We start from the raw sequence: 16810 nt of genomic DNA, 5'->3' as shown, positions 1-16810 counted from the left end.
ATCCCGCCCGTGGATCTGGGGGAGCATACTGCCCCTGATGGAATACGCGTTGGGTGTCGACCTGGGCACCACCCATATCGCCGCGGCGGTGAACGTCGACGGCCGCATCGAGGTGGTGCAGCTCGGCGACCGGCACAAGGAGATGCCGGCGCTGATCTACCTCGCCGAAGACGGCCGGACCATGGTCGGCGACGGCGCCGAACGCAACGGCCGCGGCGACCCGTCCCGCCTCGTGCGCGAGGTCAAACGGCGGATGGGCGACCCGGTGTCGATCCTGGTCGGCGGTGCGCCCTTCTCCGCGCACGCCCTGCTCGGACGGTTGCTCAAGCACGTCGTCGAGACGGTCACCGCGCTGTACGACGGACCGCCCGCGCACATCGTCGTGACCCATCCGGCGAACTGGGGGCCGTACAAACGGGAACAGCTCGACCAGGTCTTCGAGACGGCCGGGCTGACCGGCGTCGAGACGCTCACCGAGCCCGAGGCGGCCGCCATCCACCACGCGGCCGGCAAACGCATCGCCCCCGGCGAACTGATCGCCGTGTACGACCTCGGCGGCGGCACCTTCGACGCGGCCGTCCTGCGGCGCACCGAAACCGGCTACCAGATGCCCGGCCCGCCCAGCGGCATCGAACAGCTCGGCGGCATGGACTTCGACGAGGCCGTCTTCGGGCACGTCACCCGAGTCCTCGGCGCGGAGGTCGCCGGTGGCGGCGACGCCGACTTCGCCGCTTCGGTCACCCGGCTGAGGCGCGACTGCGTGGAGGGCAAGGAGTCGCTGTCCTTCGACACCGAGGTGCAGATCCCCGTGGCGCTGCCCGGCTTCCACACCCGGGTGCGGATGACACGCGCCGAGTTCGAGGCCCTCATCACCCCCGCCCTCGGCGACACGGTGGAAGCACTCGGCCGCGCGATCCGAGGCGCCGGCGTGACCGCCGACGACATCTCGATGGTCCTGCTGAGCGGCGGTTCGTCACGCATCCCGCTGGTCACCCAGGTGATCACCGCCGGGTACGCCCGGCCGGTCGCGCAGGACCCCCACCCCGAGCACAGCATCGCCATGGGCGCGGCGCTCGTGGCCGGCCAGTCCCTCTTGTCGTTGAGCGCCCCGACCTTTGACGCCCCTGTTGGCGACGCCACCATCGCTCTCCCGCCGCCCCTGCCGAAGGCGACCGTCCGCGCCACCGTGCCCTCCCCCGACAGCACCCAGGAGTTCGCCCTCACCGGCCCGGCACCATCCGACGCCGAACTCCGCCGCCGCCAGCGCATCGCCCTGATAGCCGCGATCGTCATCGTCCTGATCGGCGCCATCGGCGGCGTGGCCCTCGCCCTCCAGGGCCGCGACGACATCCGGCCGGCCGGCACCTCGTCCCCCGTCACGACCGGCCGCTAGCGGACCGATGCCCGACGGCCCGGACCCCTACCTGTATCCCGACGTCGCGTCCGCCGGCGACCTCGCCTGGTTCCTCCAGCCCCGGCTCGCCGCCGCGGGCACCCTGCTGCGCTCCCAGCCCCCTTCGGCGCCCGGCTACGCGCGCACCGGGGCCGAGGTCCGCGCCGGCGACCGCCAGGCCTCGGTGCGCCTGAGCCCGAACGAGCGGGTCTTCCTCCTCGACCTGTGGACGCGCGGCGTCCTCATGGCACAGGGCCAGACCACCGACCCCGACGCCGTGGCCGGAGCCATCGCGCTGTTCCTCGCCGGCGCCAAGCTCCGCCAGGTCGGCGCGGCCCGCCCGTTCATCCGCTTCGGCAGCTTCGCCGAGGCCTTCGAACGCGGCGAACCCGCGGCCATCGCCCACCGCTGGCGCCAATACCTCGACCTCTCGTCGACCCGCGCGCCCTACCTGCTCAACCTGTACGCCTTCCTCGTCGCGGCAGCGGACGCGCCGCGGTTGCGCGCGCTGTTCCCCTTCACCAGCCACGTCGACCTGGGCCTCCGCGAGTCGGTCGGCGGCGGCGAGGCCCTCGCCTGGATCCGCCCCTCCGGCGACGGCCTCTACCTGGTCGCGACGAACCGCCGCGACCTCGACAAGCCGGCCGCCCTCACCCCGGCCGACGCACCGCGCAGCGTCGCCCTGGTGCTCGCTGCGCTCAACGCCCGGTAGCGCCGGGCCTGACTGGCCAGGCCGGATTGGGCTCGGGCGGGCTTGAACGAGCCGGGGCGGACCGGGGCGATCCGGGCGGGCCGGGGCTGGCCGGGCGGGCCGGGGCCGGCCGGGGCGAGCCGGGGCCGGCCGGGGCGAGCCGGGGCGGACCGGGGCCAGCCGGGACGAGCCTGGCGGACCAGGGCCGACCGGGGCGAGCCTGTCGGACCGGGGCAAGCCGGGCGGACCGAGGCGGGCCGGGGCGGGCCGGGGTTGAAGGAGCCGTGCCGGGCTGGCCAGGTTGCGGGCGGGCGCCAGGAGCGCGCGGTGCCGCTCGCCCTCTCTGCAGCGGCACCGGGCCACAGTGGGCCGAGCGGGTAGCCAGACGCCCACCGTGCCCACCCACCGTCGCTGCCGCCGCTCACTCTCGAAAAGTGGTAGCGCCAGGCGGCATCCGCGCCGCGGCAACCGCTCCAGTCCACCACTTCGCCAGGTTGTGGTGGGCTGGAGCGGTATTCAGCAAACAATGCCGCCCTCTACTACCACCGACGCAACCAGCTACCACCGACACAACCAGCTACCACAGAGACAGCCAGCTACTCACCGACGCAACCAGCTGCCACGGAGGCAATTCAGCTACCACCGGAGGGTGACCACGCACGCAGAATGAAGGGTGCGCTCGGCCGTTATGGACGCGCCAGCGGCCAGGCCGAGTGGGCCCGGCCTCGGCGTGAGCGACGGTCAGCACCACCCACCCAGGCACGACATCAAGCTCTTGATCTTGAAGACCGAAGGGCACCTCGATCTTGAGCGCAAAGACCGAGCGTCTTGAGCGCAAAGACCGAGCATCTTGAGCGTGAAGACCGAGCATCTTGAGCGGCGAGACCGGACCGCGCATCGAACTTGAGCGGCGAGACCGGACCGCGCCTCGGCGGCTGGGAAGGAACGGCCGCCGAGGCGCGGGCGGTCACTCCTTCGGCAGGTGGGGCGCGATCTGGGTGAGGTCGGCGGGGCTGAGCCGGTCCGTGCTGGTGTTGCGCTGGTGCCAGAACGGGTAGCGCAGCGGCGAACCGCTCACGTCGTCGAGGGCCGCGACCTCGTCCGCCGTCAGTTCGAGGTCGGACGCCGACAGGCTGTCGCGGAGCTGGTCGGGGGTGCGGGCGCCGACGATCAGGGACGTGATGCCGGGCTTGGTGAGCAGCCAGGCCAGGGAGACCTGCGCCGCGGACACGCCGTGGGCCTCGCCGATCTGGACGGCCGTCTCGATCGTGTCGTAGAGCTTGTCCTCGTCGTTGACCGGCGGCTCGTCCCACTCCGTCAGGTGGCGGCTGCCGGCGGGGGCGTCGACGCCGCGGCGGTACTTGCCGGAGAGCAGGCCGCCGGCCAGCGGGCTCCAGACCAGCACGCCGAGGCCCTGGTCGACGGTGAGCGGGATGTGCTCGGCCTCGATGTCGCGATTCTGCAGGCTGTAGAACATCTGCTGGCTGACGAACCGCTCCAGGTGGCGGGCGTCGCTGATCGCCAGGGCCTTCATCAGCTGCCACGCGGCGTAGTTGGAGCAGCCGATGTAGCGGACCTTGCCGCTGCGGACCAGGTCGTTCAGCGCGGTCAGCGTCTCCTCGACGGGAGTGTGGCCGTCCCACTCGTGCACCTGGTAGAGGTCGATGTAGTCGGTCTTGAGCCGGCGCAGGCTGGCCTCGGCGGCCCGGATGACGTGGTGGCGCGACAGGCCGGCGTCGTTCGGGCCCTCCCCCATCGGCATCCGCACCTTGGTGGCGACCAGCCAGTCGTCGCGCTTGTCGCCGAGCGCCTCGCCGAGGATCTCCTCGGACAGGCCGGCGGAGTAGACGTCGGCGGTGTCGATGATGTTCACGCCGAAGTCCTTGGCGACCGCGATCTGCTCGCGGGCCCCGCTCACGTCGATCTGCCCGACGGGTGTGGCCCAGCCGGTGCCGCCGAAGCCCATCGTGCCGAGCGTGAACGTCGAGACCCGGAGACCGGACCGCCCCAGTTGCCGATACTGCATTACGCACTCACCCTTCGTCGTCTCGTAGGAAGCCTTACCCTCTCGCGAGCCGCTGTCCACCGAACCGGGTAAGACAGACGTGTGACCACAACGACTTCCGGCGCGCCCGCCACCACCCGGCTCTTCCAGGCCGGCAAGGTGATCGAGGAGGGTTTCGCCCCGGAGCGCATCCCTGCCCTGCTCCGCGAGCACCCCGACGCCGTGCTCTGGCTTGACCTGCTCGACCCGGACGAGGCCGGCCTGGCGGCGGCGCAGGAGATCTTCGGCCTGCACCCGCTGGCAATCGAGGACGCCGTCCAGGACCACGAGCGCCCCAAGCTGGACCGCTACCCCGGGCATCTCTTCCTCAACCTCTATCACGTACGGGTGGACACCTCGCCGCCCGCGCTGCACAAGACCGAGATCAGCGCGTTCGTCCTGGAACGGGCCCTGATCACGGTGCACAAGCAGCAGGGCGACCTGGCCGCGCTGACCGCCCGCTGGGACCTCGACAGCGAGTCGCTGGGCGCCGAGAACGGGGTCGCCTTCCTGGTGTACGGCCTGCTGGACGTCGTGATGGACGCCCAGCTGGCCGCCGCCCAGAAGCTCGACCGGGCGATGGACGGCGTCGAGGACACCCTGCTCGAGGAGGGCGGGGCTCCCCGGGCCGTACGGGCGAAGGGTTTCGCGCTCAGGCACACCCTGGCGACGCTCCAGCGCGGCGTCGGCCCGATGCCCGCCATCGTCACCGAGCTCCTCGACATCGGCTCCCACCTGCATCTCTCCGACCAGCTGAAGCCCTATCTCCGCGACGTCGAGGACCACGCCAAGCACGCCGCCGAGACCACCGAGATGGCCCGCGACCGCATCAACGGCCTCCTCGACGCCGACCTCAACGAGCAGAGCAACGCCCTCAACGACATCACCAAGAAGCTGGCCGCGTGGGCCGCGATCATCGCGGTGCCGACGGCCGTGACGGGATATTTCGGCCAGAACGTTCCGTACCCGTCGTCGGGCACCTGGGTGGGCGTGGTGGTGAGCGCGGTCCTCATGCTGGGCGCGGCGGGCACGCTGATCTGGACCTTCAAGCGCAAGAACTGGCTCTGAGTAAGGCCGTGCGCGCGCTGCGGGAGTACGACCACGACATCCAGAAGTGGTGGGCCGACTTCCACGACCGGCCCGCGCTGTCCAAGGAGCACGACATCCCGCTGCTGCTGTCCCTCGGCTGCTCGGCCGCCTACTCGGCGGATCCGGACGGCACCCCGCGGCTGCCCTTCGACGTCCGGTCCGGCGAGCTCATCCCCGAGCTGTGGGAACGCTGGCTGGCCTGGGATCCGGTCCGGATGATCGACCGCTACGCCGACGCGCTGCGCTCCCAGCGGGCGATCTGGATCGACGCCGGCACCCGCGACGAGTGGTACCTGGACCTGGGCGCGACCGCCTTCCGCGACGGCCTCGAGCGCATCGGCGTCGAGGCCGGCCGGGTGCACTTCGAGCTGTTCCCGGCCGGCCATGGCGCCATCGACTACCGCTACCCGCAGGCGATCGCCTGGCTGGCCCACCGCCTGGCCGAGACCGGCTAGCGGCGGCGCTTGGCCGCCCCGAAGATCGAGCGGACGATCTCCCGGCCGGCGGCGGTCGCGGCGGTCTTCAGGGCGTTGCGGACGGTGGGGTTGGCGAGCGCCTTCTCCAGGAAGTTCTTGTCGTCCTTCTTCTTCGGGGAGGGAGCGGGCTTCTCCGGGGAGGGAGCGGGGGCGGGCGCGGGTGGTGCGGCGGGTGGCGGCACGGCGACCTTCTTCAGGAGCATCTCGTACGCCGACTCGCGGTCGATCCGTTGCGCGTAGCGGGCGTTCAGCGGCGAGGCGGCCACGATGCCGTCGGCCACCGGCTGCTCCACCTGGGCCATCAGCGAGCGCGGCGGAGGCAGCCGGGTCCACGCCACGGGGGTCGGCGCGCCCCGCTCGGACAGCACCGTCACGATCGCCTCGCCGGTGCCGAGCCGGGTCAGCACCTCCTCCAGGTCGTACCCGGATCGGGGGAAGGTCGAGACCGTCGCCTTGAGCGCCTTGGCGTCCTCGGGGGTGTAGGCCCGCAACGCGTGCTGCACCCGGTTGCCGAGCTGGGCGAGGACGTCGGCGTGCACGTCCTTCGGGGTCTGGGTGACGAAGAAGATGCCGACGCCCTTGGAGCGGATCAGCCGGACCGTCTGCGTGATCGCGTTGCGGAACTCCTTGGAGGCGTCCCGGAAGAGCAGGTGCGCCTCGTCGAAGAAGAACACCAGCTTGGGCTTGTCCACGTCGCCGACCTCGGGCAGGTCCTGGAACAGGTCGGCGAGGAACCACATCAGGAACGTGGCGAACAGCTCCGGCCGGCTCTGCAGGCTGGGCAGCTCCAGGATGCTGACCACGCCGCGGCCGTCCGGCGCCACCCGCATGAAGTCGCGGGTGTCGAACTCGGTCTCGCCGAAGAAGTCCTCGGCGCCCGCGTCGGCGAACGCGATCAGCTCGCGCAGGATCACCCCGGCCGTGGCCTTGGACAGGCCGCCCAGCTCGGCCAGTTCGGCGGCGCCGGCGGGTGAGGTCAGGTGCTGGATGACGGCGCGCAGGTCGGCCAGGTCGAGCAGCGGCAGCGCGTGCCGGTCGGCGTAGTGGAAGACCAGCCCGAGGCTGGACTCCTGCACGTCGTTGAGGCCCAGGATGCGGCTGAGCAGCAGCGGGCCGAAGGACGTGACGGTCGCGCGGACCGGCACCCCGGTGCCGTGCCCGCCCAGGGCGAAGAACTCCACCGGGTACGCGGCCGGGCTCCAGTCGTACCCGATGTCCTCGGCCCGGGAAGTGACCTTGTCGCCGGCCGCACCCGGCGCGGCCATCCCGGAGAGATCGCCCTTGATGTCGGCGAGGAACACCGGGACTCCGGCCGCGGACAGCTGCTCGGCCATGCCCTGCAGCGTCTTGGTCTTGCCGGTGCCGGTCGCCCCGGCCACCAGCCCGTGCCGGTTGACCATGGCGAGCGGGATGCGCACCTTGGCCGTCGGGTCGCACGCGCCGCCGTCGATGACCAGCGCGCCGAGTTCCAGGGCCGGGCCGGTGAACGCGTAGCCGGCACGTACCTCGGCCGGGATGTCGATGTCCGCCATGACCTGCAACTTAGCGGCTGGAGCGGCCGGCGCGAAGCCTGCTGAGGTTGCGTTCGACCTCCTCCGCGGCGTGCGAGCCGATCTCCCGGTAGATCTCCAGCGCCTCCTGCCAGCACCGGCCGGCCGCGTCCGCGTCGCCGAGCTCGTGGTGGGCGGAGCCGGCGTGGTTGAGCACCTCGGCCTCGTGGAAGCGGTCGCCGCTGCGGTGGAACAGGGCGGCGGACCGCTCGTACATGGTGGCGGCGAGCCGCACGTCGCCGCGGGCCTCGTACGCCACCGCCAGGCTGTCCGTGGTCGCGGCCTGGCCGTTCAGGTCGCCGCTCGACTGCTGGATGTCCAGCGCCTCGCGGCAGTTGACGATGGTCTCGTCGTAGTCGCCCATGTTGGCCGCGACCCAGCCGACCGCGTTCAGCGCCCGCGCCAGGCCCGCCTGGTAGCCGCCCCGCCGGTAGAGCTCGACCGCCCGCCGCGCGTGGCCGATGGCGTCCGGCGCCCGCTCCGACTGCAGGGCGATCTCGCTCAGGTTGTGCTCCGCCTGGGCCTCGCCGAGGACGTCGCCCAGCCCGGCGTAGAGGTCGCGGGCCGCGCGCATCCCGGCGTCGGCGTCGGCGAGCCGTCCGGTGCGGGAGTCGGCCCGGGCCAGCAGGCGGCGGGCGGTGGCCTCGCCGAGGACGTCGCCGGAGCGGACGGCGGTGGTCAGCGCCAGCCGTTGCAGGGGCGCGCTCTCCGACCAGCGTGCGCCGGGTGCGTAGAAGCAGACGAGGCACGCGGCGAGCCGCCACGGGTAGGCGTCGGCCCCGGTGCCGGCGGCCGAGCGCAGGATGCCGGGGAGCACCCGGTCCTCGGCGGTGAACCAGGCCGTCGCCTCGACCTGGGTCATCGGCAAGGCCGGGGCCCCGGCGGGCATCGGAACCTTGAGCCACTGCGGTTGCAGCGCCTCCCCGGCCGCGCACGCGCTCCGCAGGTAGTGGTCGTACATGCGCAGCCTGGCGGCGGTGAGCTCCTCGTCGTCCTCGGCGCTGCGCGCCAGTTCGCTCGCGTACGCCCGGAGCAGGTCATGAAAGGCGAAGCGGCCGGGCCGGTGCTGGGCGAGCAGGTGCAACCGGGTCAGCTCGGCGAGCAGCGGCGCCACCTCGGCCTCCGGCGACCCGGCCAGGGCGGCCGCGGCACCCGCCGTCAGGTCCGGCCCGGGATGCAGCCCGAGCAGCCGGAACAGCCGCCGCGCCTCCTTCGAACAGGCCACATAGGACCAGCTGAAGACCCGCCGCACGTCGCCGTCGGCCAGCGCGTCCAGCCGACGGCCGGGCGCCCGCAGCTCGGCGGCGAAGGTGGACAGCGGGAAGCCGGGGTGGGTGGCGATCCGGGCGGCGGCGATGGTCAGGGCCAGCGGCAGCCGGGCGGTGCACGCGATGATCTCCGCGGCGGCGTCCGGCTCGGCGGTCACCCGGTCGGCGCCGGCCCGGGCGGTGAGCAGCGCCCAGGCTTCCTGCTCGGACAGCACGTCCAGCAGCACCGGCCGGGCGCCCTGCGCGGCGACCAGCCCGGCCATCCGGTCCCGGCTGGTCACCACGACCGCGCAGCCACCGGCGGCGGGCAGCAGGGGGCGCACCTGCTCCTCGTCGCGGGCGTTGTCGAGCACCACGAGCACCCGCTTGTCGCCGAGCACCGTGCGGTAGAGGGCGGCGCGTTCGTCGAGGCCGGACGGGATCCGGCCGGGCGGCACCTCCAGCGCCTGGAGGAACGCGCGCAGCACGTCGGACGCGTCGGCCACCGACTCGGCGGCGTCGAAGCCGCGCAGGTTCACGTAGAGCTGGCCGTCCGGGTAGTCGCCGCGGACCCGGTGCGCCCAGTGCAACGCCAGCGCGGTCTTGCCGACGCCGGCCATCCCGGCCACCGCGGACAGCACCACGGTGGCGGGCCGGCCGCCGGAGGAACCGACCACCTCGTCCAAACGGGACAGTTCGCCGTGGCGGCCGGAGAAGTCGGCGATGTCCAGCGGAAGCTGACGCGGGCCACGCTGCGGGGCGGCGGCCGGGGCGGGGGCCGGGTCGGCGTCCCGCAGGAAACGCTCGCGCTCGCCGCCGGCCAGCCGGAACGCGTCGGCGAGCAGGCGCACCGTGCTGGCCCGGGGCCTCGCCACCCGGCCGGCCTCGAGATCGCGGATGCCGCGCACGCTGACGCCGGTGCGCGCGGCGAGCTCGTCCTGGGTCAGGCCTGCCTTTCGCCGGTGTGCCGCCACCGAACGGCCGAACACCCATCCACCTCCGCCGTTGCGCTCCCCCGTGAGGTGTCAGCGTAACTGCCGGTCAACTGCCGGTCGGTTTCCTGGCTCATCCCAGGATTTCCGGCGAAAGTGGATACGGGACGGTGGCTGCTCCGCCCGGCCGCCGGGGCCGACGTCATCGGCGCGGCACGCGCAAGTACGGGGGGATGACGTCGGTTCCCGGCGAGACGGGGCCCCGGGCGGAGCAGCCGTCGTCACCGTGGGCCGAGGATCACCACGGCGGTCTCGCGGCCGCGTTTCGCGGCGAGTGCGTCCAGTTCGCCGTACCCGGAAACGCCGCGCAGCGTCGCCCAGAGCCGCTCGCGTTCCGCGCCGGTGGCCTCGCGGGCGACGACCGCGCGTCTGCCGCCGGCCATGTCCACTTCGGCCTCCGGGCGGGCCCGGAGGTTGAGCCACCAGCCGGGCTCGGGCGGCGCCCAGCCGTTCATCGCCAGCGTGACCAGGTTGTCGCCGTCCTCGATGTAGCCGAGCACGACCGCCCGCGGCCTCCCGGACTGCCGGCCCACGGTGTGCAGCCGGAGCATGCCGAACCTGCCGTCGCCCGGCTTGGACAGGCCCACCCGATCCCTGGTGATCCCGAGGAGCGCCTTGTGCGCGACCCAGGCCGACCGGACGAACCATCGCGGCGGAAGTGACTTGACCATGACGCCTCCCCTTGCCCTACGGTGTAGGTCTACGCCGTAGAGTAGCGCCCGTGCGCCACCCGGGGGAAGAAGTAAGCTTCGGTTCGTGCCACGACGTTCAACCGCCGGCTCCCCCGCCCGCGCCACCGCCCGGCTGAGCCGGGAGAGCATCGTCACGGCGGCCGTCGAGCTGGCCGACCGGGAGGGACTGGACGCTCTGAGCATGCGCCGGCTGGCCCAGGGGCTGGGCGTCGACGCGATGTCGATCTACTACCACCTGCCGGACAAGAACGCCCTGCTCGGCGCCATGGCCGACGCCGTGGTGGCGGAGATCGACCCGCCCCCGCCGACCGGCGCGCCGTGGGCCGGCGAGCTGCGCGAGCTGATCATGGTGGCGCGGGCGACCGTCACCCGGCACCCGTGGGTGGCCCGCGTCCTGGAGCAGCGCGCCGACCCGTCACCGGCGGTCCTGCTGCACATCGAGCGGGTGCTGGGCATCATGCGCGGCGGCGGCTGCTCGGTCGGGCTCGGCCACCACGCCATCCACCTGCTCGGCAGCCGCATCCTGGGGTTCAGCCAGGACCTCTTCGACGACTCGCCGTCCGCCGCCCCGCCCTCGCCGGCGCAGGCGGAACAGTGGGCGGCCACCATGCCGCACATCGCCGAGCTGGCCGCCGTGGTCTCCCACGACGGCCCGCTGGGCGGCTGCGACGACGACGAGGAGTTCGCCTTCGCCCTCGACATCCTGCTCGACGGCCTGGAGCGCCGCCGGTCGGCGGACGCGGACGCCTAGGAGGAGGGCCGCGGGGCCGGGGCGAGCGCCTTGCACGCCTCGCGGGCCTTCCGCAGCGCGCCGTCGTCCGGCGCCGGCGAGCCCTGCCCCATGGTGACGCCGTTCTCCTGGAGGCAGTTGCGGTAGGCCGGGGACATCCCACCGCCGTCGCCGCGCCCGTTGCCGCCGCCCGGGCCGAAGCTGGGCCGCACCGACGCGCACGCCGCCTGCGCCTTCTCCCAGGTCGCGTCGTCCACGCCCTCGGGCTTGCCACCCATGAAGCCCCCGCCGCCCTGCCGCGGCTGCCCGGACGGACGCGGCTCACCGGAGGGTCGCGGACCCCTCGACGCACGGGCGCCGCCGGACGGCATGGCGACCGTGACACCGTTCTTCTGGAGGCATTCGAAGTACGCGTTCATGCCCTCGCCACCCGGGCCGCCGCCGTTCGCGGGTGCCGGGTCGTCGCCGCTGCCGCCTCCGCACGCGGCCGCGCCGAACAGCAGGGCCAGCGAAGCCAGGACCAGTCCGGTTCGGTGCAGCGCCACGATCGTCTCCTTCGGTGGGTAGAGGGTCGCCGAACAGCGAAGACCATCGACCTCCCGGGAGTGTCGGACGCCGCTGGGAGCCGCCTGGGAAAGCTCCGAGGCAACTCCGAGGTGGGCACGAGGCGGCGGCGAGGACCACCGGCCAGACTTCCGGCCATGCGGATCGGCCGGTGGACACTCTGGGCGGTGGTCGGCCTGGTCGTGCCGGCCGCGGCCTTTTTCGGCGTACGCGCGCTGCTCGCCGACGACGCGAAGCCGGCGGCGGCGCCCACGACCGCGACCGTCGACCGCGGTCCGGTGACCGCGCAGGTCGCCACGACCGGCACGGTCCAGCCGGCGCAGACCCGCAGCCTGTCGTTCACCGCCGCCGGCACCGTCGAGAGCGTCAAGGTGAGCGCCGGCACCGTGGTCACGGCGGGTCAGGTGCTCGCCTCGATCGACGACGCGACCGCCGCCGAGGCCGTCGACACCGCCCGCGACAACGTCGGTGCCGCGGAGGACGCGCTGACGTCGGCCCGCGAGGCGGCCGCGAGGACCACGACCTCCACCGGCTGCGACGTGCCGGCCGCCGCCCCGGCCCCGGTCACCTCGAGCCTGGCCACCTCGAGCCCGGCCACCTCGAGCCCGGCCCCCGCGCCGGCCACGACGCGCCCGGCCACCACGGGCCCGACCGGCACACGTCCCACCGGTGCGACCCAGCCGAAGCCGTCGCAGCCGCAGACGTGCGAAACCGGGACGACGCCCCAGGGCGGCACCGGTCAAGGCGGCACGGGTCAAGGTGGCACGGGTCAGGGCGGCGGCGGGGACCAGATCTTCAGCGCGCAGCAGCGCCTGCACCAGGCCGAGCAGACCCTGGCCGACGCCGAGGACGCCCTGGACGGGACCACGATCACCGCCCCGATGGCCGGCCGCGTGCTGAGCGTCTCCGGCAAGGTCGGCAGCGGTGTCCGGGCCGGTTCCGCGTTCGTCTCGCTGGCCGGCGGCACGATGGAGATCAGCGCCGACTTCCCGGAAGCGGACGCCGGCCGGCTCGCGGTGAAGCAGAAGGCCACAGTCACGCTGGCCGGACAGGACGACGAAGCGGCCGCCACGGTCGTCCAGGTCGATCCGGCGGGCACGGACGACGGCACGATGGTCCGCTACGGCGTGGTGCTGGCCTTCGACAAGGCGCCGGCCGGCCTGCTCATCGGCCAGCGGGCGGCGCTGCGGGTGACCACCGGGTCGGCCGGCGACGTGGTGCGCGTGCCCAGCACCGCGGTGCACGACGTCACCGGGGACAAGGGAACCGTGCTGCGTGCGGGCGTCGAGGTGGCCGTCGGTGTCGGGCTGCGCGGGGACGCGTACACGGAGATCACCGCGGGCCTCGCCGAGGGTGACGTCGTCAGCCGCTCCTGGTGACTCAGCTGGCTCCTACGACATTCATGGCGGATTCAAAGGAAGCGTTGATACTTCTTCCGGGTGCTTCCTGATACCAGCGGCTCGACCGCCCTCCTCGCCGACCCTCCGGCGCACGCCGGGCGGGTGCTCGTCGTCGACGACGAGGCGCACGTGTCCGGTCTGCTCTCCGCCACGCTGCGGCTGGTGGCCTACGACGTCCGGGTGGTGACCTCCGGGCAGGCGGCGCTGGCCGCGATCGACGAGTACGAGCCGGACCTGATCGTGCTGGAGGTCGCGCTGCCGGACGGCGACGGCCTGGAGGTGCCCCGCCGGTTGCGGGCGGCCGGGCGGACCGTCCCGGTGCTGGTGCTGACCGCGCGGAACACGGTCGAGGACCGGGTGGCCGGGCTGGCCGCCGGCGCCGACGACTACGTCACGAAGCCGTTCAGCATCGAGGAGGTGGTGCTGCGGATCCGGGCGATCCTGCGCCGCAGCCGCCCCGGCCCGGTCCCGCCGCCCACCGGCGCTACGTTGCGCTACGCCGACCTGGAGCTGGACGAGGACGCCCACGAGGTGCGCCGCGGCGGCCGGCTGGTGGAGCTGTCGCCGACCGAGTTCAACCTGCTGCACTACCTGCTGCGTAACGCCGGCCGGGTGGTCAGCAAGGCGCAGATCCTGGACCGGGTGTGGAAGTACGACTTCGGCGGCGACGGGCGCATCGTCGAGTCGTACGTGTACTACCTGCGGCGCAAGATCGACACGGTCGGGCCGCCGCTGCTGCACACCGTCCGGGGCGTCGGTTACACCCTGCGCCGGCCGCGAGCCGACTCCGAGGCCGCTCCGAGGTTCTCTTGAGCAGCGGTCTCCACAGTAGGCGCGTGTCTCTCACGTCGCTGCGCCGGCCGTCGGTGCTCGTCAACATCGCGCTGGTGCTGCTGCTCGCGGGCGGCGGCTACGTGATCTGTCGAGTGCTGGCGGGACCGTCGACCGCACAGGCCGCGGATTCGGCCGTCCGCTCCGTACCCGCCCAGCAGGGAACCGTCACGAAGACGGTGACCGCCGACGGCTCGGTGGCCGCCGCGAGCACGGCGAGCGCCACGTTCACCACCGGTGGCACGGTCACCGAGATCAAGGTGAAGGTCGGCGACCGGGTCAGGAAGGGGCAGACGCTGGCCGAGGTGGACCCGGCCGCCGCGCGGCGCACCCTGGACACCGAGCGGGCCGATCTGGACGCCGCCGAGGACGCGCTGGACCGGGCCGAGGACGCCGGGTCGGACACCTCGTCGGCGGAGAACGACGTCGCCCAGGCGCGGCTCGCGGTGGACGAGGCCGAGGCGGGCGTCGACGGCACCGTGCTGACCGCGCCGATGGCCGGCACCGTGGTCGCCGTCAACGGAACCCTGGGCAGCGCGGCCTCCGGGTCGTCCACCTCCCAGCAGGGCGGCCAGACCACCACGACGTCCGAGGACACCGGCGGCTTCATCGACATCTCCGACCTCACCAAGCTGCAGGTCACCGCCCAGTTCGCCGAGGCGGACGCGACCGCGCTCAAGGAGAAGCTGGCCGCCACGGTCAGCTGGAACGCCCTCGACGGCGTGCAGGAGGGCGCCGAGGTCGCCGCGATCGACCCGCAGGCCGCCACGTCGACGTCCGGCACGACCGGCGGCACGACCGGGCAGTCCCCGTCGGGCGACTCGGTCACCTACGGCGTCACGCTCACCCTGGACAAGGTGCCGACCGGCGCGAAGCCCGGCCAGACGGTCTCGGTGGCGGTGGTGACCGGTCAGGTCGACGACGCGATCTTCGTGACCTCGCAGGCGGTCACCACGGCCGGGCGGCGGCACACCGTGACCGTGCTCGCCGGCACCGCGCAGGAGGTCCGCCAGGTCGAGATCGGCCTGGTCGGCGACGCGGCCACGCAGATCACGTCGGGGCTCGCCGCCGGCGAGCGGGTGGTCCTTCGCGAGACCGCCACGGGTACGCAGCAGAACGGCGGGCAGTTCCAGCGCGGCGGCGGTGGACTCGGTGGCCTCACCGGTGGCGGCGGCGCCCCGGCCGGCGGGGGCTTCCCGGCCGGCGGCGGCGGTCAGGTCCGGGGTGGCCGATGAGCCGGCCGGTCCTCGACGTGCGGGACCTGACCAAGACCTACGGCGACGGCCCGACCGCGGTGCACGCCCTGCGCGGCGTCACGCTGACCGTGCCCCGCGGCGAGTACCTGGCCATCATGGGCTCGTCCGGCTCCGGCAAATCCACGCTGATGAACATCCTCGGCGCGCTCGACGTGCCGACCACCGGCAGCTACCGGCTGGACGGGGTGGACGTCAGCCGGCTCGTCGACCGGCAGCTCGCGCTCGCCCGGAACCGGCTGATCGGCTTCGTGTTCCAGGCGTTCAACCTGATCCCGCGGACCACCGCACTGGCCAACGTGGAGCTTCCGCTGGCGTACGCGGGAATCAAGGCCAAGGTGAGACGGCGCCGCGCCCTCGACGCTCTGGACCTGGTCGGCCTCGCCGACCGGGCCCGGCACGAACCCAACCAGCTCTCCGGCGGGCAGCAGCAGCGCGTCGCGGTGGCGCGCGCGCTGGTCACCGAGCCGGCGCTGCTGCTCGCCGACGAGCCCACCGGCAACCTGGACACCCGCTCCACGGAGGACATCCTCGACGTGTTCGACCAGCTCAGCGCCGACGGGCGGACGATCGTGCTGATCACCCACGAGAAGGAGGTGGGCGACCGGGCCGGCCGCCTGATCCGGCTGGTCGACGGGCAGGTCGTCACCGACGTCAGGCAGCAGGCTCACCGATGAGCGTCGGGGAGGTCGTCCGGTTCGCGCTGCGCGGGCTGTCCGCGAACAAGCTGCGGTCGGCGCTGACCATGCTGGGCATCCTGATCGGGGTGGCGGCGGTGATCCTGCTGGTCGCGGTCGGCAACGGCTCGGCGCAGGCGGTCGCCTCCCGGATCGAGGCGCTCGGCACCAACACGGTGACCGTGCTCGGCACCGGGCGTGGCGCCACCCTCACCCTGCCGATCGCCTCGGCGCTGTCCGATCCTGTTCTCGCGCCGGACGTGGCCTCCGTGTCGCCGGTGGTCAGCGCGTCGGCGACCCTCACGTACGACGGCACCGACCACGACGTGAACAGCTTCGTCGGGACCACACCCGGCTGGTTCACGGCCTCCAACACGCCGGTCGGGCAGGGCGCCGCGTTCACCGCCGACGACGAGGCGCAGGGCCGCCGGGTGGTGGTGATCGGGCAGACCGTGGCCGAGGAGCTGTTCCCCGGCGTCGACCCGATCGACCAGCAGGTCACGGTCGGCGGGGCGCTGTTCACGGTGATCGGGGTGCTGGCCGCGAAGAGCTCGACCGGCTTCCAGGACAGCAACGACACGGCGGTGGCCCCGCTCACCGCGGTGCGCCAGGTTCTCACCGGGTACGGGGCGCTGAACTCGATCCTGGTCGAGGCGGCGTCGCCCGGCCGGGTCAGCGCCGTGCAGTCCCAGGTGGCGTCGATCCTCGACCAGCGCCTCGGCGTCACGGCCGGCGACACGGCGCCCTACCGCATCCAGAACGCGTCCCAGCTGCTCGAGACGCAGACCGAGACGGCCGACACGTTCACCGCGCTGCTCGGGGCGGTGGCCGCGATCAGCCTGCTGGTCGGCGGCATCGGCATCACCAACATCATGCTGGTCACGGTCACCGAGCGGACCCGCGAGATCGGCATCCGCAAGGCGCTCGGCGCGCCCCGGCGGACCGTCCTGACCCAGTTCCTGATCGAGGCCACGCTGTTGAGCGTGATCGGGGGCGCGCTGGGCGTGCTGGCCGCGCTGATCGGCAGCAGGTTCGAGATCGTCGGCGTACGCCCGGTCATCGTCCCGAGCTCGGTCGCCCTGGCTCTGGGTGTCTCGATCGCCATCGGCCTGTTCTTCGGCGGCCTGCCCGCGGCCCGCGCCGCCCGTCTCCGCCCCATCGACGCCCTGCGCTACGAGTGA

The 16810-nt window shown here is 73.3% G+C and carries 15 protein-coding genes; 10 read left to right on the top strand and 5 right to left on the bottom strand.

Annotated elements, in window-relative coordinates; translation table 11 throughout:
- Positions 1-37: 37 nt before the first annotated feature.
- Entirely contained in the window at positions 38-1393 is a 1356-nt protein-coding gene (locus QSK31_RS45550; RefSeq protein WP_285691369.1) for an Hsp70 family protein, read from the top strand.
- A 7-nt stretch (positions 1394-1400) separates the two neighbouring features.
- Positions 1401-2105 carry a DUF6193 family natural product biosynthesis protein gene (locus QSK31_RS45545; RefSeq protein WP_285691368.1) on the top strand — a complete coding sequence of 235 codons (705 nt, stop codon included), beginning with the start codon at positions 1401-1403 and terminating at the stop codon, positions 2103-2105.
- 946 nt (positions 2106-3051) lie between these two features.
- Here the strand turns inward: QSK31_RS45545 and QSK31_RS45540 are convergent.
- Positions 3052-4110, bottom strand: coding sequence for an aldo/keto reductase (locus QSK31_RS45540; protein WP_285691367.1), 1059 nt, complete (start codon positions 4108-4110; stop codon positions 3052-3054).
- A gap of 81 nt (positions 4111-4191) precedes the next feature.
- Between QSK31_RS45540 and QSK31_RS45535 the strand changes: the two genes are divergently transcribed.
- Both QSK31_RS45535 and QSK31_RS45530 read left to right on the top strand, forming a co-directional pair.
- Positions 4192-5196, top strand: coding sequence for a magnesium transporter CorA family protein (locus tag QSK31_RS45535; RefSeq protein WP_285691365.1), 1005 nt, complete (start codon positions 4192-4194; stop codon positions 5194-5196).
- An 8-nt stretch (positions 5197-5204) separates the two neighbouring features.
- Complete coding sequence (locus QSK31_RS45530; RefSeq protein WP_285691364.1) at positions 5205-5672, top strand: alpha/beta hydrolase; 468 nt, start codon at positions 5205-5207, stop codon at positions 5670-5672.
- Here the strand turns inward: QSK31_RS45530 and QSK31_RS45525 are convergent.
- The 3 genes from QSK31_RS45525 to QSK31_RS45515 form a co-directional block, all read right to left on the bottom strand.
- A complete protein-coding gene (locus tag QSK31_RS45525) occupies positions 5669-7225 on the bottom strand; it encodes a helicase HerA-like domain-containing protein (protein ID WP_285691363.1) in 1557 nt (518 codons plus the stop codon). The two genes, QSK31_RS45530 and QSK31_RS45525, sit on opposite strands and share 4 nt — an antisense overlap.
- A gap of 10 nt (positions 7226-7235) precedes the next feature.
- A complete protein-coding gene (locus QSK31_RS45520) occupies positions 7236-9479 on the bottom strand; it encodes an ATP-binding protein (RefSeq protein ID WP_285691362.1) in 2244 nt (747 codons plus the stop codon).
- Positions 9480-9703: 224 nt separating this feature from the next.
- Complete coding sequence (locus QSK31_RS45515) at positions 9704-10153, bottom strand: nitroreductase/quinone reductase family protein (RefSeq protein ID WP_285691361.1); 450 nt, start codon at positions 10151-10153, stop codon at positions 9704-9706.
- An 85-nt stretch (positions 10154-10238) separates the two neighbouring features.
- Between QSK31_RS45515 and QSK31_RS45510 the strand changes: the two genes are divergently transcribed.
- Positions 10239-10925 (top strand): TetR/AcrR family transcriptional regulator C-terminal domain-containing protein, encoded by a 687-nt coding sequence (locus QSK31_RS45510; RefSeq protein ID WP_285691360.1) that lies wholly within the window; start codon positions 10239-10241, stop codon positions 10923-10925.
- Here the strand turns inward: QSK31_RS45510 and QSK31_RS45505 are convergent.
- Positions 10922-11449: a hypothetical protein gene (locus tag QSK31_RS45505; protein WP_285691359.1), complete on the bottom strand. Its 528-nt coding sequence runs from the start codon at positions 11447-11449 to the stop codon at positions 10922-10924. The two genes, QSK31_RS45510 and QSK31_RS45505, sit on opposite strands and share 4 nt — an antisense overlap.
- Positions 11450-11605: 156 nt before the next feature.
- On the opposite strand from QSK31_RS45505, the gene QSK31_RS45500 reads away from it, so the two are divergent.
- The 5 genes from QSK31_RS45500 to QSK31_RS45480 are packed head-to-tail and all read left to right on the top strand — an operon-like array spanning position 11606 to position 16810.
- Positions 11606-12847: an efflux RND transporter periplasmic adaptor subunit gene (locus QSK31_RS45500; RefSeq protein WP_285691358.1), complete on the top strand. Its 1242-nt coding sequence runs from the start codon at positions 11606-11608 to the stop codon at positions 12845-12847.
- Positions 12848-12907: 60 nt separating this feature from the next.
- Positions 12908-13681, top strand: a complete 774-nt coding sequence (locus tag QSK31_RS45495) for a response regulator transcription factor (protein ID WP_285691356.1) — start codon at positions 12908-12910, stop codon at positions 13679-13681.
- Between the two features lie 23 nt (positions 13682-13704).
- The gene (locus QSK31_RS45490; protein WP_285691355.1) at positions 13705-14934 is read left to right on the top strand and encodes an efflux RND transporter periplasmic adaptor subunit; all 1230 of its coding nucleotides are present in this window, start codon (positions 13705-13707) and stop codon (positions 14932-14934) included.
- Positions 14931-15629 (top strand): ABC transporter ATP-binding protein, encoded by a 699-nt coding sequence (locus QSK31_RS45485; RefSeq protein WP_285691353.1) that lies wholly within the window; start codon positions 14931-14933, stop codon positions 15627-15629. Before QSK31_RS45490 ends, QSK31_RS45485 begins: the two co-directional genes overlap by 4 nt.
- Entirely contained in the window at positions 15626-16810 is a 1185-nt protein-coding gene (locus tag QSK31_RS45480; RefSeq protein WP_285691352.1) for an ABC transporter permease, read from the top strand. The genes QSK31_RS45485 and QSK31_RS45480 overlap by 4 nt, the downstream gene beginning before the upstream one ends.

The organism is Actinoplanes sp. NBRC 103695 (assembly GCF_030269485.1).
Lineage (GTDB): Bacteria > Actinomycetota > Actinomycetes > Mycobacteriales > Micromonosporaceae > Actinoplanes.
The sequence above is the reverse complement of the archived record's forward strand: the minus strand, read 5'-3'. Positions and strand labels throughout refer to the sequence as shown.